The organism is Amycolatopsis australiensis (assembly GCF_900119165.1).
Lineage (GTDB): Bacteria > Actinomycetota > Actinomycetes > Mycobacteriales > Pseudonocardiaceae > Amycolatopsis > Amycolatopsis australiensis.
Window position 1 is genome coordinate 8,659,567 of record NZ_FPJG01000006.1, and the last position, 20,044, is coordinate 8,679,610.

The 20,044-nt window shown below is 64.0% G+C and carries 16 protein-coding genes; 10 read left to right on the forward strand and 6 right to left on the reverse strand.

All coding sequences use genetic code 11. From position 1 onward, the window contains the following. Position 1 precedes the first annotated feature (1 nt). Positions 2-2,077, forward strand: coding sequence for a hypothetical protein (locus BT341_RS41280; RefSeq protein WP_218177823.1), 2,076 nt, complete (start codon positions 2-4; stop codon positions 2,075-2,077). Positions 2,078-2,357: 280 nt separating this feature from the next. Here BT341_RS41280 and BT341_RS48040 read toward each other — a convergent pair whose 3' ends face one another. The 4 genes from BT341_RS48040 to BT341_RS41300 form a co-directional block, all read right to left on the reverse strand. Next, a complete protein-coding gene (locus tag BT341_RS48040; RefSeq protein ID WP_425426452.1) occupies positions 2,358-2,954 on the reverse strand; it encodes a transposase in 597 nt (198 codons plus the stop codon). Further along, positions 2,893-3,258 carry an IS5 family transposase gene (locus tag BT341_RS47555; protein ID WP_281256030.1) on the reverse strand — a complete coding sequence of 122 codons (366 nt, stop codon included), beginning with the start codon at positions 3,256-3,258 and terminating at the stop codon, positions 2,893-2,895. Before BT341_RS47555 ends, BT341_RS48040 begins: the two co-directional genes overlap by 62 nt. Before the next feature lie 485 nt (positions 3,259-3,743). Next, the gene (locus BT341_RS44955; protein WP_143168798.1) at positions 3,744-3,944 is read right to left on the reverse strand and encodes a hypothetical protein; all 201 of its coding nucleotides are present in this window, start codon (positions 3,942-3,944) and stop codon (positions 3,744-3,746) included. 103 nt (positions 3,945-4,047) lie between these two features. Further along, entirely contained in the window at positions 4,048-7,287 is a 3,240-nt protein-coding gene (locus tag BT341_RS41300) for an RHS repeat-associated core domain-containing protein (protein ID WP_245805267.1), read from the reverse strand. A 789-nt stretch (positions 7,288-8,076) separates the two neighbouring features. Here BT341_RS41300 and BT341_RS41305 point away from each other — a divergent pair. The 5 genes from BT341_RS41305 to BT341_RS48045 all read left to right on the forward strand — a co-directional run bounded on the left by BT341_RS41305 (position 8,077) and on the right by BT341_RS48045 (position 11,641). Beyond that, positions 8,077-9,159 (forward strand): hypothetical protein, encoded by a 1,083-nt coding sequence (locus BT341_RS41305; protein WP_072481386.1) that lies wholly within the window; start codon positions 8,077-8,079, stop codon positions 9,157-9,159. A 125-nt stretch (positions 9,160-9,284) separates the two neighbouring features. Continuing rightward, positions 9,285-9,701: an IS110 family transposase gene (locus BT341_RS44960; protein ID WP_143168799.1), complete on the forward strand. Its 417-nt coding sequence runs from the start codon at positions 9,285-9,287 to the stop codon at positions 9,699-9,701. Continuing rightward, positions 9,695-10,120, forward strand: a complete 426-nt coding sequence (locus BT341_RS41310; RefSeq protein WP_072481387.1) for a hypothetical protein — start codon at positions 9,695-9,697, stop codon at positions 10,118-10,120. The genes BT341_RS44960 and BT341_RS41310 overlap by 7 nt, the downstream gene beginning before the upstream one ends. A 620-nt stretch (positions 10,121-10,740) precedes the next feature. Beyond that, positions 10,741-11,106 (forward strand): IS5 family transposase, encoded by a 366-nt coding sequence (locus tag BT341_RS47560; protein ID WP_281256030.1) that lies wholly within the window; start codon positions 10,741-10,743, stop codon positions 11,104-11,106. Further along, entirely contained in the window at positions 11,045-11,641 is a 597-nt protein-coding gene (locus BT341_RS48045; RefSeq protein WP_425426452.1) for a transposase, read from the forward strand. Before BT341_RS47560 ends, BT341_RS48045 begins: the two co-directional genes overlap by 62 nt. A 150-nt stretch (positions 11,642-11,791) precedes the next feature. Here the strand turns inward: BT341_RS48045 and BT341_RS44965 are convergent, their stop codons facing one another. Next, entirely contained in the window at positions 11,792-12,331 is a 540-nt protein-coding gene (locus BT341_RS44965) for a hypothetical protein (protein ID WP_143168800.1), read from the reverse strand. A 1,178-nt stretch (positions 12,332-13,509) separates the two neighbouring features. On the opposite strand from BT341_RS44965, the gene BT341_RS41325 reads away from it, so the two are divergent. Then, a complete protein-coding gene (locus BT341_RS41325; RefSeq protein ID WP_143168801.1) occupies positions 13,510-14,307 on the forward strand; it encodes a S46 family peptidase in 798 nt (265 codons plus the stop codon). 52 nt (positions 14,308-14,359) lie between these two features. Then, entirely contained in the window at positions 14,360-15,334 is a 975-nt protein-coding gene (locus tag BT341_RS41330; protein WP_143168802.1) for a hypothetical protein, read from the forward strand. Positions 15,335-15,540: 206 nt separating this feature from the next. On the opposite strand, the gene BT341_RS44970 is transcribed toward BT341_RS41330, so the two are convergent. Further along, positions 15,541-15,804, reverse strand: a complete 264-nt coding sequence (locus BT341_RS44970) for a hypothetical protein (protein WP_143168803.1) — start codon at positions 15,802-15,804, stop codon at positions 15,541-15,543. Positions 15,805-16,688: 884 nt separating this feature from the next. Between BT341_RS44970 and BT341_RS47165 the strand changes: the two genes are divergently transcribed. Both BT341_RS47165 and BT341_RS44975 read left to right on the forward strand, forming a co-directional pair. Then, positions 16,689-17,492, forward strand: coding sequence for a DUF4231 domain-containing protein (locus BT341_RS47165; RefSeq protein ID WP_245805268.1), 804 nt, complete (start codon positions 16,689-16,691; stop codon positions 17,490-17,492). Between the two features lie 1,665 nt (positions 17,493-19,157). Next, entirely contained in the window at positions 19,158-20,024 is an 867-nt protein-coding gene (locus BT341_RS44975) for a hypothetical protein (protein ID WP_143168804.1), read from the forward strand. Positions 20,025-20,044: the final 20 nt, after the last annotated feature.

Below are 20,044 nucleotides of genomic sequence, written 5' to 3' on the forward strand. Positions count from 1 at the left end.
CATGTCCATTAAGGACCAAGCTGACTCCGCCTCGGACATCAAGCAGGCAGCGAGCTCGCGGCAGGGAATCCGCGTGCTCCGCCTTCGCCTCAAAGGCGTCGATCGGGACTACGAAGTCGACTTCCGCATCAGCAAGAGCGACGTCGCCCGGTCGGTGTCAGTCATTGCGGGCGCGTTCAGCACAGGCAAGTCGTCCGTGTTGGAATTCATCGCCTACTGCTTGGGCGCCAGCCACCACCCACAACATCCCGAAATCCTGCGCAAGGTCCGGTCGGCCTTGCTTGAAGTGGAACTTAGTGGGCAGCCGCACGTGATCGAGCGTGCCGTGGGCGAACCGTCGACAGCCGCGTTCGTCCGCCCAGGACGGCTCGGCGAGATCGAAATACCGCCGATGGAAAAGCGTCCGATCAAGCCCGCTGGCGACCCGGCGAGTCTGTCGAGTCTGCTGCTCTCATACTGCGGCCTTGAAGGTGTCGAGCTGAAGGAAGCGCCGACACAGCCAGAGTCAGGAACAGACCCTCTGAGCTTCCGCGAGTTGCAGTGGCTGTGCTTCATGCCGAACGAACGCCTCGACGATAAGAATCTCTTGTTCGAGAGCGCGCACATGAAGAAGCTCAAGCTACGGCAGGTCGTAGATGTCGTGTTCGGAGTCCACGACGATAAAGCCGTCGAACTCGGGAGCCGCATCAAGGAGTTGGAGACAAGGCTTAGCCGAGCACGCAGCGATTACGCCACGACTCAAGCATTCATCGACGAGCAGGAGTTGGGGACTCGAATCGAGGTCGAACTCATACGCGATGAGGCGGAGAGAGCGTCGGCCGAGACAGAACGCGCCCTTGCTAATCTGGACAGCCAGGTACGTGCGGCGTCGACTTTCGCCACCGATTTGCGCACTCGGCACCGCGACGCATCGCGCCGCGCGCAACAAACCGCCGCCCTGCTTCGAGACCGTGAGACGCAGCTGCGGAGATTCGTCCCTCTACGAGCCCAATACGCAGACGACATCACCAAATTGACGATGCTCGCCGAAGCGCGAATGCTCTTCGACCCGCTCCAAGTGAAGGTGTGCCCGGCGTGCCTGACCACCCTTCGGGGAGCACCGCACATCGCCGACGGCCAGTGCACCCTCTGCACCTCCGAGATCACCGCACCAACTGCCGAACAGACACCGGCTAGCGAAACCCGAAACGGCAGCACCTCGGCTACAGTAGCGGGCTCTGATGGGATCATGACGGAGGCCAAGTTCGACGTCTCATCGGAACTGAGGGCGACCAAAGCACGTCTGGCGGAGATTACGCAGTATGTCGAGGAACTCGATGCCGAGCTAGGCCGGCTACGGGTCGCGGCTGAAGAAGCCGAGGTCGAGGAAGCCGAACTCGCGCGTGCGGTCGACTCCGCGACCAACGAGGCTGTTAGCCCGTTCCTCAGCCAGCGCGACGACCTCATGCAACACCGACAAACCGCCGCCGCGACCCTGGAACGAGCACGCACCGCCATCAAGATGTTCGACAGCCTCGACCGCCGCGGCGCGACGGTCACGCGACTGGAAGCCTCCCTCAAGGCCCTCCGTGGCGAGTTGGAACAAGCCACGATGCAACCCGACCGCAACGACGTCATCCATCGCATCAGCGAGAGGTACGCCTCGATCCTTACATCGTGGCGGTACCCCAAGTTAGAGCAGGCGTTCGTCGACACCAACCTCGTGCCGCATATGCGCGGCGTCTCCTACACCCACGCCTCGTCGGGCGGGCGGACGCTCATCTCCCTGGCATGGATCCTGGCCATCTTCGAGATCGCCTGGGAAACCGGTAGCGCTCACCCTGGCTTCCTCATGATCGACAGCCCACAAAAGAACCTCGGCCAAGGTGGCGATCGCGACGCCGATTTCGCCGACAGCGTGGCCGTCGCAGACTTCTACAAGCACCTTCACGACTGGCTGGCAAGTCCAGGGGCAGGTGCACAGATCCTCGTCGTGGACAACGCACCACCTGCGTCAGTTGAGAACGACATCGTTGTTCGATTCTCTCGACGAGCCGACCAGCCGCCGTACGGATTGATCGAGGACGAGGTCTCCTGATTCGGGGCAGCGCTCCGGCGGATCAGCGGTATTCAAGATCGGGGCCGCCCGTGGGAGTCGCGGGTCGGGATACCGCGCTCCCGCAGCTTGGTCAAGACCGTGGTGTGGTCCACGACGTTCAGGTGCTGGCCGACCCGCGCCAGCGACCAACCAAGATTGTAGAAGTGGATGGCGTCTTCGACTTAGTCGGCGGACAGACCTCGTCGGCGCATCCGCACACCGTTGCGGTGGAGGATGTTGCAGACCGTTCGCGATCAATGCAGAACGAGGTGCCCAGCTCCTAGGGCGTGTTTCTTGGATCAAAGGACGGGGTCGCGGAGCCAGATCTTGATCGAGGCGATGTCGATGGTGCCCTGGTAGATGATGTCGAGCTTGTCGTATCTGGTGGCAACCGCCCGAAACGCTTTGAGCTTGTTGAAGGCACGCTCGACGGTGTTGCGGTCCTTGTAGCGCTCGGTGTCGAAGGCCGGTGGCCGGCCACCGGCCGAGCCGCGCTTGCGGCGGTTGGCTTCTGGTCTTCCTTGACCGGAATGACTGCCTTGATCCCGCGCTCGCGCAGGTAGGCGCGGTTGGCCTTGGAGGAGTAGGCCTTGTCCGCCATCACCCGCGCAGGCCGGACCCGGGAACGGCCCAGGCCGCGACGCCGGATCCGGATCTGCTGCAACAACGGCACGAACCGCGGCGAGTCACCATGCTGGCCTGGACTGGTCAACCGGGCAATCGGCCGGCAACGCCGGTCGGCGACCAGATGAATCTTGGTGGACAGCCCACCGCGCGAACGCCCCAGGGCCTGACGACCGGCCCCGGCTTTCGTGTCATTCGAACCGGCCCCCTGTGTCAGCGCCGGCGGCCTCGTCGTGGCGAGCTCCGGCAGCATGCTGGTGCGCGCGGATCACCGTGGAGTCCGCGCCGACCGTCCAGTCGCTCCCTTCGGCCTCGTCGCACCCGGCCCGCAACCGGTCCAGGACCGCCGCCCACGTCCCATCCTGCGACCACCGGTTATGCCGCTTGTAGATCGTCACCCAGTTTCCGTACTCGGCGGGCATGTCCCGCCACGGGCACCCGGTGCGGGCCCGCCACAACACCCCGTTGATCGTGGCCCGGTGATCAGCCCAGCGGCCACCCCGGCCCGGATCCGCCGGCAGCAACGACCGCAGCCGCTCCCATTCCTCATCACGCAAGTCATGCCGGTCAAACACCCAACACGATCTACCGAATCCCTAGATCAAGATCCAGGAAACACGCCCAAGTGCGGTGACGCTGGGGTTCAAGGTGCAGATTCCATTCCGTCTTGCTGCCCTCGGGTCGCCGGGGGGCTCGCGCCAGGCGTTGACGAACTGAGCCAACACCACGCCGGCCGCCGTGATTAGCGGTGCGCCAAGTGCGACGACGACCGCGAGCCCATACCGGGACTTCTATCGTCTTCATGCCTGGAACTTATCGCGGTCGTTGGCATCGAGGTGCCGTCGGCGCGACAAACGGCCCGTTCAGGCCGCGTGACTGAACTGTCACCTATTGGTGCAGCAGACCCCACCTGGCCAGGTTGCGGCCGAAGATGGTGGCTTTGTCGGTCTGATGTGACCGCGGATGTCGGCCCGTTGGCCGTTATCCACGGCTCACCCCTTGGCACACCAGTGGTCTCGACGACGCTTGATGCAGCGGCAGCCTACTCGCTGTTCTTTGGCTGGGACCAGGAGACGATCAAGGCAAAAGCCGTCAGGCCTACGACACCCGCGATGGCATACGGCAACCATTGCCAGCCACCGTCGCTCATCAGAGCGCCGCTGACGATGCCTCCAGTCAGGGCCACCAGAATCAAAAATCCAATTATTGCCCTACGACCGGCGGTCATTTTCGGCTTCAACACTATCGATCTCCTAGTCGAGCAAGAGGGACAAGGCTGCGGCGGAGCTGCGGGCTGTCTCCGCGGGCGCTCCGCCGCAGCCGCTAACAAGCGGTCTTGCTGTTTATCACTTTCGACAGTTGGGGCAGGGGTTGTGCAGGAGCGGAATGCGCTTGTAGGCAACGATACCGATGCCGACCACAGCCCCGATCGCACCGACAACAACGCTTCCGGTGCCGGCGCCCGCCGCGCATCCCACCGGCCCCACGACACACGCCACAAGACCGCCTGCTGCACCAATGCCGGCTGCACCTGCGGTCACCTTGCCGATCGTGTCCAGGTCCCCGATGAAATCGTCGAGGCTGTAGTCCCCGTTCGCGTCGCTGCGGTTGACTGGGTCACCCTGCCCGTAGGCGTAGGCGTTGTCTTCCTGGCCGGTGGTGTCGGGTTGGGTGAAGCGGTTGTAGGCGGGGTTGTAGTGGCGGTAGCCGGTGAGGTATTCGCTGCTGGCGAGCTGGTAGCTGCCGAGCCAGCGGAGCCGGTTGGCCGAGCCGGCGGGGCCGGTGATGCTGGTGTTGAACCCGTAGGGGGTGTAGCCGTAGGTGGCCGTCACCGCGCCGGTGTCGTCGACGAGGGCGAGGACGCTGCCCTGGTAGTCGGTGATGGCGTTGTGGTGTTTGCCCGCGTTGTCGACCAGTCCGGTGAGGGCGCTGCCGGTGTCGTGGGCGTAGGTGGTGGTCGCGCCGTTGTCCACGGTGCGGGAGATACCCAGGGCTGTGCGGGTGAAAACGTGCGTCGTGCTGCTTGACCCGGTCTGCTCGGTGATCGTGGCGGGTTGGGTCTGGTCGAGGGTGTCGTAGTTCCCGGTGAATGCGGTCCCGGTGCTGGTGGTGATGGAGGTCAGCTGGTTGGTGTCGCTGTAGTGGGCGGTGCCGCCGGGGTTGGTGGTGGTGAGGTTGCCGGCGCCGTCGTAGCCGACGGTCGTGTTGCCGATCGAGGTCATCTGGTTGGCGTCGTTGACGGTGTATGTGTGGCCGTCGCCGGCGGTGATGTTGCCGGCGTTGTCGTAGCTGTAGGTGCGACTGCCGGCCTTGGTGAGGCGGCCGAAGCCGTCGTAGGTGTTGTCGGCTGTTCCGGTGGCGTCGGTGCGGGACTGGAGCTGGCCGGTGTCGGTGCCGTCGGGGCGGGTGTAGCGGTAGGTGGTCGACAGCAGCGTCGTGCCGGCCGGGTTCTTGACCGTGATGCCGGTCTGGCGTCCGGACTTGTCGAGGGCGATGGTCTCGGTGCTGCCGCCGGGCAGGGTCGCCGAGGTGCGGTGGTCGGCGTCGTCGTAGCCGTAGGTCGTGGTCTTGGTGGTTTGGTCCTTGACCGAGGTGAGGCGGTTGGCGGCGTCGTAGCCGTAGTAGATCCAGCCGGTGGGGTCGTCGATGGCGGTGAGGTTGCCGGCGCGGTCGTAGTGGTAGGTCGCGGTACCGGTGGTGGTGGCTGCGGTGCGCACGACGCGGGTCAGGAGGCGCCGTTCGTAGCTGTTGGTGAGCGTGGCCCCGGCGTACTGCGCGATGGTGCGGTTGCCGGTTTTGTCGTAGGTGTAGGCGGCCAGTCCGGTGCCATCGGCTTTGGCGACGGAGACGACCCGGTCGAGTTTGTCGTAGCCGTAGACCAGCTTGACGCCGTTGCCGTCGGTCACGCTCGTGACCCGTGAGAGCGAGTCGTAGGTGTAAACGGTTGGCTTCAGCGGCAGCGGCGGGGTCACGGTGGTGAGGTTCCCGGCGGGGTCGTAGCCGTAGCTGGTGGCGTGGTTGTTGCCGTCGGTGGCCTTGGTGACCAGGCCGTTGGTGTAGTCGTACTTGGCGACGTCGGCGTTGAGGGCGGCGGAGTGCACGGTGGTGACGTTGCCGGCCGAGTCGTAGCTGCTGGTGACCGTGTGGCCGGAGAAGTCGGCGATCTGGGTGGGCAGGTGCGGGTGGGCGGTGTCGGTGTAGCCGGCGCTCATCGTCGCGCCGGTCGGGAGTTTCCCGCCCTTGAGGTTGTTGAGCGGGTCGTAGTCGTAGGTGACGGAGTTGTTCAGCGAGTCGGTCAGCGACGCGACGTCACCGTGGGCGGACCAGGCCTGGTCGCGTTCGTGGTTGAGGGCGTCGACGGCCTTGGTCTGCCGGAAGCTGCCGTCGAAGGTGTAGGTGGTGTCGTGGCTGTTGGGGTCGGTCACCGTTGTGGTGTGCGTGTTGGTGCCGGCGTCGTAGTTGTAGGCGTACTTGGTGGTGCTGGCGACGCCGTCGTAGTTGGGTTCGTCCACCTGGGTGATCCCGCCGCCGTCGTTGTAGGTCAGCTTGTAGACCCGGCCGAGCGTGGTGGTCAGGGTGGTGATGCGGTTGTCGGCGTCCAGGCCGAAGATCGTCTTGTCTCCGGCGCGGTTGGTGATCGTCATGGTCTTGCTGGTGGAATCCCAGCTGTAGGCGGCGGCGGTCTGCCCGGTCGGGTCGGTCACCGACTGCAGCGACCCGTTGCTGTCGCGGTTGAGGGTGGTGACCCGGTTCTGGGTGTCGGTGATCGAGGCCAGCGACCGGTCGGGGTTGTAGCGGTAGGTGATGGTGTGGCCGTTGCGGTCGGCCTGGGAGGACATCTGCCCGTCGGCGGTGAACGACTGCACCTGGCCCGAATCATCCTGGGTCAGGTGGTAGGAGCCGTCGTTCAGCTTCGTCAGCGTCGCGTGCGAGCCGGAGGGTGTGGTGTAGCTGCCGTCGTCGTTCTTGGTGTATTCCGAGCAGTACCCGGTCGCGTCGCGGACGATGACCTCGTACATCATCACCTGGAGGCCGACGCCTCTGCCGGCGGAAACGGTCCAGTGTCCGCCCAGGTCCCAGCCCCACTGGTCTTCACTGTTGTAGGTCACGTCGAGGGACATGTCCAGGCCGGTGCCCTTGATGGTTAGCTCGCGGTCGGTGAGGACGGCGTTGCCATCAGCCCGGTTGACCAGCAGTTCCATGCGGTCGGAAATCGGGTAGCGGTCCATCGGGAACCACGACTGGGTCCCCACCGGGCCGCCCATCGCGCACGTCTCGACCCGGGGCGACTGCGATTTCGGCACCGGGGCTGCGGATCTCGCCGGGATCTGGTCGGCGAGCAGACCGATCGGGGTGCGGTTGACCTTCGCCGGCGGGGCCCACGACGCCGGCAGTGGCACCCCTTTCTGCGCCGTTTCGGGGGCCGCGGATGCAGCGGCAGGAATCGCGGCGATCAGGACGACGGCTGAGGTCACCGTGATTGTGCGCAGCACACAGTGCTGCAACGACTTACGTCGCATGAAAAGGCATCTCCCCTCGGAGCCTGTCGGCTCCACCCAATGGTGTCTGCGGATCAGGGCGGCCATACGAGCCACCCGCGGCAGTTCGCGGTGTTGACCGTTCAGCGGGCAGCGACTGCCGATTTCTGGTATCTGAGGCAAGCGGCCGAGGACCGCGGCGGAAGTGCCAGCCACACCTCGGGACCTGAGAGTGGGCCACAGGGCGCGTCGACACGAGCACGCACCACAACGGACATTACGCGTCGCGCGCCGCAGCGGAACAGGTCCGTTTGGAGGGACATGTCACCGTGGTGGTTCTACGCGAGGTGGTTCAGATGTTCGATGTCCACTCGTTTGGCCGATACCCCGTACGGCTTGATCGCTTAAGCTGCTTGGGCTCGGCTCTCGAACGACGTGGGAGCAGCACCCAGGGGAGGGGTTCAATGAGCGCGCTTGCCGGCCGGGTGGCCGTGGCGGCTGGGGGTCTGACCGGGCCGGGAAACCTGTCGAGGTGGTCGGCGCGGCGAATGTGCTCGTCGGCAAGGATCCGGGCCTCACGAACGCTCCGCGGCGGAAGTCCGTGCGTGCCGGGGTATCCAGGGCCCGTGCCGTCTCTTGCGTGTGTCATGGAGACGTAGGTCGACGCGATCCACTGTTGTTCCTGGAGTAAAACCGCAGCGCTGCGACGTGCCGCGACCCGATCGGTGCCGGCCGTTGGCACTACGAGTGTCCAGCGATCACCCGCTCTTCGTGTCAATTCCGTTCTGAAACTCGGCCGCGACGCTGCTTTCACCTGGCCTGTCCGGAACGTCCAGTTGAGCAGGCAGCCGGACGACCCGCAGGCGTACCACAACTGCATCAGTTCCAGGAGTGGTCATGACCACGAATCGCCCGAAGAGCAGACGCCACGAGGGGCAGTGGCTCGCTCTCGACGAAGACAGCCTGCTCTACTCGATCGGAGATGTTCTTTACACCGGAGTTTCCCTCAACAACGCCGACATCGTCGCCAGGAAGGTCGTCGCGCCGCTGATCGAAAGTGCTCGAAAGAGCTGCTCCGAGCAACGCGCGACGGTGCACTTCGGCGGCGACCTCTTCGATGTCCGGGTCAAACCGGCGCTGGGAGGCCGTGATGGTTCGCTGGTCGCTCTGCAAGCGTGCTACGTCCCCGTCGGAGAGCGCTTCCCGACTAGGCCACTGCTCGCGGTATGGGAATGGGAGGAGCCGTCGCTCAACAGCGGTGAGCTGCTGCCCCGGCATTGGTGGGGCGAAGAGGCGCCGCGGTTTTACGGTGTCGAGGCGCCGAACGCCGACTGGCACGGTGGAACAACCGGCCGTGATCCCTACCGGTTCCTGGACAACGTCCTGACTGGAGACTCCCGGCTGGCCATCACCGCATTCATGCAAGACTTACACGACGCGGAGATCGACAAGCCACTGATCATGTTCATGGAACAGTGGCACGTCGCCACGCGGGCGCGGCGGGGCATCCGAGCGGTCGGACGCAGGAAATCGAGCCGCTATTACGCCGGCTTCGCGGCGAACGTCAGCCTGGGCCGGGTGAACCAGGCGATGTCCGGTCCGCTGATGCGCCAGATCGGAGCCTTGGCGGCGATCGTCACCGACCCGCTCATCGTGGTGGACGCGGTGCACGAGTCGGTTGTCGTCACGAGCGACGACTTCACGCGCCTCGACGTTCCGGTGCCGGCGAACAGCAGTCTTCGGGCCATGGTCCACATGGACCACATCGAAGACGTGCTGGACCTCATCCGGTACTCTGCGAATCACCCCGGTAAGCGCAGCCTGCCGGTACGCGGGTCCCTCAAAACCCGCTCAGGTGGTCGGCTCGACGTCCTCGTTCATGCCGTCGGAACGAACAACAAAGCGAGAACCAAGACGAAATTCGTCATGTGCCGGCTCGAGGCGGCCCGAACTGAAGCCGACAACCGGACGTCGGCATGAGCATGCAGCCCCATAGAGGCCCGGTCAGCGGCATAGACAGATGTTCTGCGTGTCGGTGCTCGACGAAGGAATGTCCTCCTGATGCGCTGTCGGGCTTGGTGTCCCATCGCAGGAGGAGGACGTTTATGGGTAACAGTAGTGGGATCTCCCGGGGCGATCGCAATCGCAACGTCCGGCTGGCCCGGCTCCGCGCGCTGGTCCCCGCCCAGAACGCGATCGTGGGCATCGACCTCGCTGATGCCAAGCAGATGGTCGTCGTCACCGATCACGACTCGAAAGTGCTGGCACGTAAAACTTTCCGCTGCCGCGCTTGGGATCTTGGGACTGCGCTGGACTGGGCCGCCCGGCGAGCGAGCGAAGCCGACTTTTCCGCGGTCACGGTGGCCTGCGAGCCGACCGGACATCGGTGGCGGGTGCTGGGCCAGCTCGCCGCCGACCCGGGGCATGCTGTTCGTCTGTGTCCAACCGGCGATGACCTCGTGGTCCCGGCGCGCCGAAGGACCTCACCCACGACAAGACCGACGAGAAAGGCGCGGTGCTGATCGCCCGGCTGACCGCGCAGCTTCGCTGCTATATCCCCGAACCTGTCGACGAGGTCTGGGGCAGGCTGCGTCACCTCGGCGCCCGCCGCGAGCAGCTGATCGTCGAGGTGACCAGTCAGATCCAGCAGATCCGTGCCCTGCTCGAATGTGTCTGGCCCGCCGCCCTGGACACCGCCCGTCAACCCTTCCGGTCCCGCACCTGGGCGGCAGCCCTGGGCGTGATCTGCGGCCGAGACCACGGCGACCGCCTGGCGCGCGTAAACGTGGGCGTCCAGGCGGCCAACCTCCGCAGTCAGGTCCACGTCGCCTCGGCGGATCGTGGGCCCGAAACGTGCAAGTTGCCGACAGCGACTACTGGCCGTGATCATTGGTGTAGTCGGCAGGCCCGCAGCGCCGGGGGTATGGATGATCGATTCTGATCTGCTCCGGACGGTAAGTCCAGGAGTGTTCGCGTTGTTGGGTACAACGTTGGGGGTATTCGGGTCCTCGGGGATCCAACGCCGTACTGCCCGTCTGGAGCGCGAGAAACTTAACCACGCGGTGCCTGGCCGGGTAAACGCGCTCAGTGTTGCCGTCTTCAGAGAGTTTCTCGCAGCTTGCAAGGAAGTCGAGCGGCTCGGTGAGCAGCGAGAGGCTGGCGACCGGCTCGACAGCGAACAGGTCCGCGTGAGGACGTCCGCGATGTGGCTGCGATGGGAGGAGGTCGTTGTCTTCTGCGACTCTGCCGTTGAGAAGCCTGGTCGAGAATTCGTGAACGCTTTACAACAGGTTGCTTGACATGCACCCGAGGAGGAATCCGTCACCGCGTACCTCCGGCCCCGGCGGCGGGACCTCTTTGAGATCGCCGGCCCAATCTTCAAGGAGCTGACGCCCGGAAGATCGGGGCGTTGATCGCCCGATCTCCTCTTGGTGACATGAGAGCGTGGCGCACGTCTGCGACGGCATGTCTGTCGCGTGAACGTAAATGGCACTTGGGCGTGTTTCCTGGATCTTGATCTAGGGATTCGGTAGATCGTGTTGGGTGTTTGACCGGCATGACTTGCGTGATGAGGAATGGGAGCGGCTGCGGTCGTTGCTGCCGGCGGATCCGGGCCGGGGTGGCCGCTGGGCTGATCACCGGGCCACGATCAACGGGGTGTTGTGGCGGGCCCGCACCGGGTGCCCGTGGCGGGACATGCCCGCCGAGTACGGAAACTGGGTGACGATCTACAAGCGGCATAACCGGTGGTCGCAGGATGGGACGTGGGCGGCGGTCCTGGACCGGTTGCGGGCCGGGTGCGACGAGGCCGAAGGGAGCGACTGGACGGTCGGCGCGGACTCCACGGTGATCCGCGCGCACCAGCATGCTGCCGGAGCTCGCCACGACGAGGCCGCCGGCGCTGACACAGGGGGCCGGTTCGAATGACACGAAAGCCGGGGCCGGTCGTCAGGCCCTGGGGCGTTCGCGCGGTGGGCTGTCCACCAAGATTCATCTGGTCGCCGACCGGCGTTGCCGGCCGATTGCCCGGTTGACCAGTCCAGGCCAGCATGGTGACTCGCCGCGGTTCGTGCCGTTGTTGCAGCAGATCCGGATCCGGCGTCGCGGCCTGGGCCGTTCCCGGGTCCGGCCTGCGCGGGTGATGGCGGACAAGGCCTACTCCTCCAAGGCCAACCGCGCCTACCTGCGCGAGCGCGGGATCAAGGCAGTCATTCCGGTCAAGGAAGACCAGAAGCCAACCGCCGCAAGCGCGGCTCGGCCGGTGGCCGGCCACCGGCCTTCGACACCGAGCGCTACAAGGACCGCAACACCGTCGAGCGTGCCTTCAACAAGCTCAAAGCGTTTCGGGCGGTTGCCACCAGATACGACAAGCTCGACATCATCTACCAGGGCACCATCGACATCGCCTCGATCAAGATCTGGCTCCGCGACCCCGTCCTTTGATCCAAGAAACACGCCCTAGGTCGTGGCACCGTCCAGGTAGCCTTGGATCAGCGCTTGTATCTGGGCCACGTCGAGTTGCCGTGCACGACCCTGTTTTGGCCGGTCGACGGGCAGGCCTGCGCGGCAGCAGCATGCGGCCACCGATCGACAGGCCGAGACAAGCAGAAGTTTAGCTCGTCAGCAGATCGAAATGAAATCCGATCAGGAAAAGTAAAAATGCCAACCATCTGACGGGATGCCATGTTCGCTCACCTTTAAGTAGATATATCAATGCTGGTGCAATTAAGAGAATCACAAGCATGGTCTGCCGAGTGAGTAAATTAAGTAAATTGATTAGTATCACAATGACGCCAAGCACGATCGTCGTGACAGTGATTATCTGAGAGTTGAGAGCCGTCGCAAGGGCGGCCATCATGCTCACTTCTGCAACTATCCAAACTGTTCGCGCGAAGTTATCGACAAAGGAAACGAATCGACGGATTTCCCAGTCTAGGAGGCCCTCAAAAGCGATTGTTGCGGCACGTACGTACTGCTGTATGCGGTCCTGCCCTGCCAGGTCGAGTAGGACTGTCAAGCCGCCTGCAAACTCCAGCAACTTTCCGATCCTTGCCCATGTGACGGTTGACAGTTGCATGAAGACCGTGCTGTCATCGAGTTTTTTACCAGACCACCACACTTGCCAGGCTTCCCAGTAGCTGATCCAGTGCATGGGCGAACCTCCTCCTTCCTGGGAGGTCGCAGTTCGCTCGGTCTCGTTACGGAGCCTTCTGACGGCGGCAGGTTGTCCGCAGTCCGCTCAACTTGTGACGAGGGCGGCCATGGGCCGATCGCAGCCGGTCGACAGTGCCATCGAATGCTCAATTACACCAGCAGAGATCTGGGGAACGGGACCTTCGGGCGGTTATTGGTGTAGCTTATCCACGCTGGCCGCCGGACGCGCAGTTCAGCCTGTCCCGTTCGCCTTCCTCGGCGGTCTCAATCGCCTGCTTTCCGGTGACGCCGCACCGGTTCCCGGGTACGCCTCCAACCAACCCGCCGAAGTCTTGCCGTGATCACGCAGACCCGCTCCCTTCCATGAACCTGAGCACCCTGACCATCCCCAAGTCGGTTGCGCCAACTTCGGCATCCAGCCCGCCGATGGTTGCGCCCTAACTCCGCGCCGCCCTTGGCAGGAATTGGCGGACAAGGCATAGGCGGTGATCTCGCCCCGAGTCGCGTGGTCGGGGCGGAGCATCCCTCGCTCGTGGGCCCGCTTCCGACATGACCGTATTCGCTGCGGCCGGCCATCTGAGGGCGGCTGCCCGTTGATCGCCTCATGGACTGGTGCAACCGTGGCGGAGATCGGTCGGCTGCCACTGCACCGATTGGTCATAGACCGACTCCGACACGGCACGCCTCGGTATCACTACGACTCCGAGGTTGACAGTGCTCGAGCCTCTAGTCCGTGACCTGGACTCACTGTCGTGCTGTAACGCATCGCTCGTGCGATGCGACCTTGTGGATTGCCTGATAGGTGAACGATTGAGGGCGGATGAATATCACTGAATTCGCGGATCTGTACATCGGCACCGACGGTGCCGCAGAGGGCGTCGGACCAGAGACCCGAACGTTCGCTCGGGCTCTCCGCATTGAGCCGGATCGCGCCGAACTCATGCTCGCCGCCATGCTCTGGACGCGCACTGACCCAGGACCGGGTGGCCAACGGTTGCCCTTCACGCGTCGTGATCCGCTCACGCGTCGTGATCTGCGACGACGGGGCTTCCTGGCGCCGCCTGAGCGTATGGGCTGCCCCTGCGCGATCAACTGATGCTAGCGGGTGCTTCGCGTGGCGTCTTTTTCGATGTCAAAACCCTCCTGGTACCCCACGCTAACGGTCGCCGGTATGACTTGGCAGTCCTCGACCCCGGAATGCCGCCGTATGCGAGGCCGATTGTGGTCTACATCGACATGTTCGAGTTCGCCCTCGAGCGCGGCCGTCGAATACCCGACACAGAATGGAGAGTACTCCGGCGGCTAGCCGACCGCTCGAGCGAGTACGACGTCCTCGACGTCTTCGAGCCGGCAATGCGAGAGGTCGGCAGACGACGGGCGTACGCGGCAATGGTCGTTCCCGCGCCTGAGTTCGTCCCGATGACCACCCAGCCTTGTCTGGGCATCAGAACGGTGGGCGAAGAGGATGCCATAGGCACGGTGGGCATGGCGGCCGTGACCGATGTCGGCGAAGCCGTCCTGACCACGGCGCGGCGCGCGGTCGCCAACCGAGCGGACCTCTACATTTCAGGCCATCTCACCTCCGTGATCGGGAGCAGCGAGATTATTGACTGCGCCTTGCTCACCCATCCCTACCAAGTTCACGTGGGTTCACCGGGCCGCGGAGTGCTGGGCGTGCCTCCCCGGACACAGGTCTTCGCGACCTTCGACGGCGCGCGCTCGGGCCCCACCGAGACGATGGTTCGCAGTTTCGACATGAGGCTCATGTCGGAAGTGCGCAACACCGCGCTGTGCGTGCTGACGGACGCCGACACAGCAGGCGGCGACTCGGGCGCTTCACTGTACGACAGCGACGGCAAGCTCATCGGCTTCTGCAGCGAACGGACAGAACTCGGAGCTCCATTCGAGTGCACTAGCTGGATCTGGGCACGGCAAGTCCTGCAGATGATGCGACTCAAGCCATCGGAGGAATAACCACATGGGATTGTGGCCCGCGGCCGTTAAGTCTGCCGCCAGCCCCTGGACGGTGCACGAACTCGCCCCAGACGACGCCAGAGCAGACCTGGTCCGCCGCGCGGTGGAGAACGAGTATCTGCACGTCCACCTCTTAGCCGTGCGCCTGCCGTACGAACGGCGGTGGACGTCGCGGTACCACTGCTCGCTGACCAGCTACATCCGGCTGGAGCACGCCAGCCTGACCCCTGCCGAGTTCCTCCTGACTACAAGCCCTGCGTCAATGCGGGGCATCACCGGGGACAAGCTCGCCAGGGTGCCGATCGGCCCGACACGGCTCGCGGGCCCAGTCCCCTACCTTGGCGGGCCGCTCGACATGGAGATCGGACTGTTCGCCATCAAAGAAAAGGACCTGGCCGAGCCCTATCTCAACTTCCTACAATCAGTCGGTGAGCTGGCCGGCGTCTCGTTCGTGGCGCCGGCGCTCAGTCTCATCCGGCCGCTGAAAGACGGCGTGAACGCACTGATCGGCACCCGCGATTCCGTGCTGGAGGTGGGCGCTGTCCGAACGTTTACGCCGGTACGTACGGGAGTTTTCGCGGTACTGGCGACAACGTTCGCCGCGCTCGCCGGGAGGCGATGCGTGCTGTCTGACGATGTGCTGTGCTGGCGTGACGGATCGCCAGTGACGGACGTCGCCCACGTTGTTTTCAGCATCGAAGCCAGCACGACTCGAGCAGACTGGGCACGACTGCCCGAGGTCGGTTCCGTGTATGCCGCCTTGATGAGCGCAGCGCGCGCGGACCGGCTGCAAGCCGCGAAGAAGCTACTCGCGCAATTCGAGCGTACGGTATTGCTTAGCCCCGATCTGATAGAGAGCGATGCTGAGACGATCATCGCCGCCGCCAAGCGCAAGATCGAGCGCGCGATGCCCGCGGCTGGCCAGACTCTCTCGCACATCGACCTGCCGGCCTTCGTAGACCTCGGCGTCTTCCCCGAAGCAGCCTCCGAACCCGCAAACCGGAATCTCGTGACAGTACCCGACTAAGCGCGGCTCCTGCGTGTGCCAACCGGCGGCAGTACAGCCCCTTCGGCAGGCTCGTCCCGGCGCTCGCGGCCCGACGATCTACCTACAGTTCACAATCCGGTGAAGTTCCACAATTGAAACTGCACGCGACGCGGCCGTGTCCGACAGTAGCCGATACCTGAAGGACCTGCCGGCACATCACGAACGTGGCGAACACCGTCAGCATGTCAACCAGCGGAGCCAGGCGCTCTCTTTTCGCTGATACGGACAACTCTGCCATCAGGGTCACGTATTTCGACCGCGCCGCCACCTGAAGACACCTCAGGAAATTCGGCTTCAATCCGGCTGACCATCGCGGCAAGGTCGTCGACAACCAGATTAACCCGGCTTCGGTAACTCTCGATCGTCCGCGGATCCAGATCCAGCGACCGGAACCACCGCGCCACCCACTCGGCCAACGTGACCGCGCTGTCGGCCGGGTCGATCCACACCCGCCGACGTTGATCCACCTCCAATCCCGCGGCGTAAGCCGCTGCGTCACGCCGCGAGCCGAATCCGGACACCGACCGAACACCGCTACCCGACCGCCGATATCTCACGCGCCAAGTCCGGCTGCCACACTGTTCCACCCACGCCACAACAACCTCCACCCGGACGAGAACAACGAAACGTCGCCCTCAACGACGCTGCAGGCGCCGACCGCCATCCAGGATGCGCAGGCCGGGACAGCCGGGGCCACACGCACTCTCAAGTAGCCGATGAGCGCGCCGATCATGGGGCTGGCAGGACCACCTCCACGACATCAGCCTGCGCGACTAGCCGGGCCACCGGCTCTTCGCCAGGCGTAAGTAGCGTCGTCACTTCCAGCGCGCCAGAGGCGCGTCATGGCCTTCCCGATGCAGGTCTGGCCGGAAGGCCCAGTGCGACCGGTAGCCAGAGTGGATCGGCGCGCGGCGACCACCTTGTTCCGTGGTCAGGAGCCGCAACCGTGCGCGAACGTACCCACGCTCGTATTCCGTCGCCGTCCATTGGTCGTGCTCACGGTCGGGATCCATGCCGAGATTCTGCCCGTCTCTTGCTCGCTCATGGCTCCCCTTTATGTCAAGGGGTGGTAGAGCGGCCGGACTGGAGCAGGCCCAAGGTGGTTCGGCGTGGTGCGTCGGGGGCCGCACTCGAGCTGCGGCGTCGGGTTTGCCGTAGGCATCGGGAATCTCCAACGGGGCAGTGATGATCACAGAGTGTGGTAGCTGCATCCTCAAACCTGCCGTCCGCTAGTCCATCCGGGCTGTCTTGTCGAATCCTCTGGCATGACCCACTCATCCCAAATAGGGTATCGATCCGATTACGCTGTGTTTACTGTTCGAGGGGAATTCGGGTGACGGAGCAGCCATTGTCGGAAACCGGCAGCGACGACAGGAAACGCGAGGCAGCGCATGAAGTCTCGCAACAGCAAAGCGCGCTGCGGGAAGCGAAAATTAGGCAGCGGCTTCGCTATGTCTGGCTCATCGGCAGTCTGATCGTAACAATTGGACTCGGCGGGGCCACCGCTTACGGATTCTGGATCACCAACCGGACGCCGTTCAGCTACGTAGGCCTGATCGCAGGTGCGGCATCGACGACTGCGGCCGCATGGCTGATCCTGCGGAACCGGCCGGACATCGCTGATGAAGCCTATCAATTGTCCGAGCGCGAGCACAAACATATGTTGCTGGTTTCGGCCATCTCCCGTGAGGCCAAGAAGTCCCTGCGGGTGTACAGAGCTCTATCCTGGCGTGACATCGACGTCTACCGGCGCAAGGCCACCAGAAACCGCCGAGTCCACAACCTGTTCCAAGCAATCATCATCGTAGGTTCGATCGTGGTGACCAGCCTGACCAGCGCGGGCCTCACCGAACCGATACTGCGCTGGGGTGGTGCCGGTATCGCCGCCTTGGTCAGTGTCTCGGCCGGGTTTACCGGCTATTTCAAGTTCCGTGAACGCGGGTTCAACCAGCAACAGACCGCCGACGCGATTGAGAAGGAATACAACGCCGTCGAGCTCCGCGTTGGCGACTACGACATCCCCGATGAGGATAAGGCTCTCAAGATCTACGCGCAGAAGGTTGAGGCGTTGAAGGAGGAGCAACGTAAACGCGAACTACAGTTGGAACAAAGCTCCTCGCCCGAGGAAAAACAGTAGTCGATTCTGCTGCGCCCGCGACTGGGGTTCACATCGTCCAGACGTAGAAGGTGTCACGCGGTGGGGGACGGTGCGGGCGCAGCAGGTCAAGTTCGTCGTCGGCGAGGTACAAGCCGCTGCCCTCGTTAGCGGCAAGTGCGCCCGTAATACCGCGGTACAGATCACGCCCACCGCCGTGGCCAGCGGTGGCTTCGGGAGGTCCGGCACGTGCGCCCACACCAACGCCAAGGCATCAGCGATCAGCAGGGCCACCCGTTCCTGCTGATCAGTGGTGAGTGACACGTCGGTGCGCGCCTGCACTTTCCACAACAGTCGTCAAGAGATCACCGGCCACGAACAGGCGCCTCACTCCGGTCCGACCTCGGCCGCCCACCCGACGCGCACCCCTAGGTAGCGGAGGAACCGCCCGTGCGACCCGAAGACCATCGCCCGCGGCGCCGAGTGCGGCCTGTCGGCCCGACCACCCGGTCGAGCGCCGCCGGTCGCCGCCCGCGAAGGCCACGTCGACCTCGTCCACGTCCTGGGTGAGTTCGACGATCCGATCACCGAAGATGCACTCGGCGCAGTTGCGAGCGTCGTCGTGGAGCACCCGAGACAAGTCCCCGCGCCGGATCTGATGTCCGCGAAGTGCCCGTCGTCGTCGACACTGAAGGTCTCGAGCACTTGCCCGTCCGCGTCACGGTGTGCGCGCCGGCGGTGTCGGTGCACGCCGCGTGCACCGCCGCGTCCAGTCCCATGCGCCCGATGACGACCTTGACCACACCGCGCGGCGCCCGCTTACCCACCGGGACGCAAGCGGTGCCCGCTAACCGCTGAACACCTCGCTAACATATTCACATTCAACAGGGCGGCCATCTACCTAAACCGCTATCCCGACGACGCGGTCGAGCACGGGCCCGAACTGCGATCACCGCAGCAGCCATCGCGCTCCGGCTGTGCTGCTTGCGCGGCTGGTATCCCGCTGATCAACGATGCCGCGCTGAAGCAGCGATCGCCGGCTTGCCCCAGCCCGCAGCCACCGGCTCGCTGGCCCGGATCAGGCAGCCAGTGGTCCGGCACGTCGGGGGTCCACGACATCGCCATTGGCGCCCCGGCCTGGCCGGCCGGCACCTTTCCGGATCGGCAGTGTCACCAAGTGTTCACCGCCGCCCTGATCTTCCAACTGGTCCAGTAAACACCGAGTCCAATTCGACGAGCCGGTGCAGCGCTACCTGCCCGGCGTGTAGCGCGCCCCCTGGCTTCAGTTGCAGAACTTCACTATCCTGACGCTCCTCGCTTCCAGGGAGATATGATGACGACCCGAGCAGTTATCGTTCTATTAGCCATGCTTACCACTGCAGTAAGTGCAGGATGCACTGTTCCGCAGGACCCTACACCACGAACACCGCTTCCAGTGGGCGGCGACACAGGGATCTCCCCTCTTGCAACCTCAGTGACCACGACCAGAACTACGGACGACAAACTAAATCCGAGTTCCCCCGTTGAGAATCCGAGCCCAGCTCCTTCAAAGCAAGCCGCAGCACCTACCTTGCCGATAATATCAGCTTCACCCAACACGTCGCCAATTCCCAGGCCTCCAAACCCGAGCACAACCACTACCCAGCCGTCTCCCACCAGTACAGCACCACCGACTGTCCAGCCGCCCCCCGGCTGGGGATGTGGCTGGTGGACATGTCCTTGAACTCTGCTGAAACGGCTCCTACCGCGTGGTGGGCCCGCGCGCCCGCGATCGTCCTGGACGTTGCCGTGGGAACGGCGTTGCTCTACTTCCTGGGGTGGGTTCGCACCGATGCCACGTACCGGACACTGAACGTCAACGTGAGCATGCTCAGCCTCAACCCAGCTGTCTACGTGTATCGCGGCTTCATCGTGCTCTTGCCCGCGATATTGCTTTTGGGCTTCATCGTTGTTGTGGCCAGCGCATTACACCGCCGGTTCGTGGTGCGGACGCCTGATACCCACAAGGGCCAGGGCCGTGTCCGTCGAGCGCTGATCGCGATACGATCCGCGGGTTGGCTCGGATTGACTACTACCGCCACAGCGACCATCGCCGTCGTATCGCAAGGCGGTGCGCCGCCTTACTGGCTACCATACGTATTGGCAGCGAGTTCCGCCGCCTTGGGTTATGCCGACCAGAGCGCTGCAGCCAAGACTCACAAGGGTGGACGATCACGTGGTGTACGCGCGTCGGCGCTGGTGGTGCTGTCTGTCGCGGGCACACTCATGATCATCATGTCCTACGCTGAGCGTTTAGGAGTCCAGCAGGGACAGCAATTCCTCGCTACAGCACAGGATCAACCAACTGTGACATTGCACACGAAAGAGCGGCTCAGTATTGCCGGAGCCGGAGTCAAAGTCGTCCGAATGACCGACGAAGGCAGTGAATTCCATTATCGTTATACAGGTTTGGTCCTGCTGATCCGCAGTGGAGACGACTACCTGCTTGCACCTCGCGGGCTGACCCCTGATTCGCCTCGGCCCGTCTTCGTCGTACCAAGAGACAAGGGGCGACTAGACCTCGGCACTTGGTAGTTTGCCGCAAACGCCAAGAT

Coding starts and splice junctions, on each gene's coding strand:
- BT341_RS41280 (WP_218177823.1), top strand. CDS start 2: ATGTCCATTAAGGACCAAGCTGACTCCGCCTCGGACATCAAGCAGGCA.
- BT341_RS48040 (WP_425426452.1), bottom strand. CDS start 2,954: ATGCTGCCGGAGCTCGCCACGACGAGGCCGCCGGCGCTGACACAGGGG.
- BT341_RS41305 (WP_072481386.1), top strand. CDS start 8,077: ATGACCACGAATCGCCCGAAGAGCAGACGCCACGAGGGGCAGTGGCTC.
- BT341_RS44960 (WP_143168799.1), top strand. CDS start 9,285: ATGGGTAACAGTAGTGGGATCTCCCGGGGCGATCGCAATCGCAACGTC.
- BT341_RS41300 (WP_245805267.1), bottom strand. CDS start 7,287: ATGGCCGCCCTGATCCGCAGACACCATTGGGTGGAGCCGACAGGCTCC.
- BT341_RS44965 (WP_143168800.1), bottom strand. CDS start 12,331: ATGCACTGGATCAGCTACTGGGAAGCCTGGCAAGTGTGGTGGTCTGGT.
- BT341_RS48045 (WP_425426452.1), top strand. CDS start 11,045: ATGCTGCCGGAGCTCGCCACGACGAGGCCGCCGGCGCTGACACAGGGG.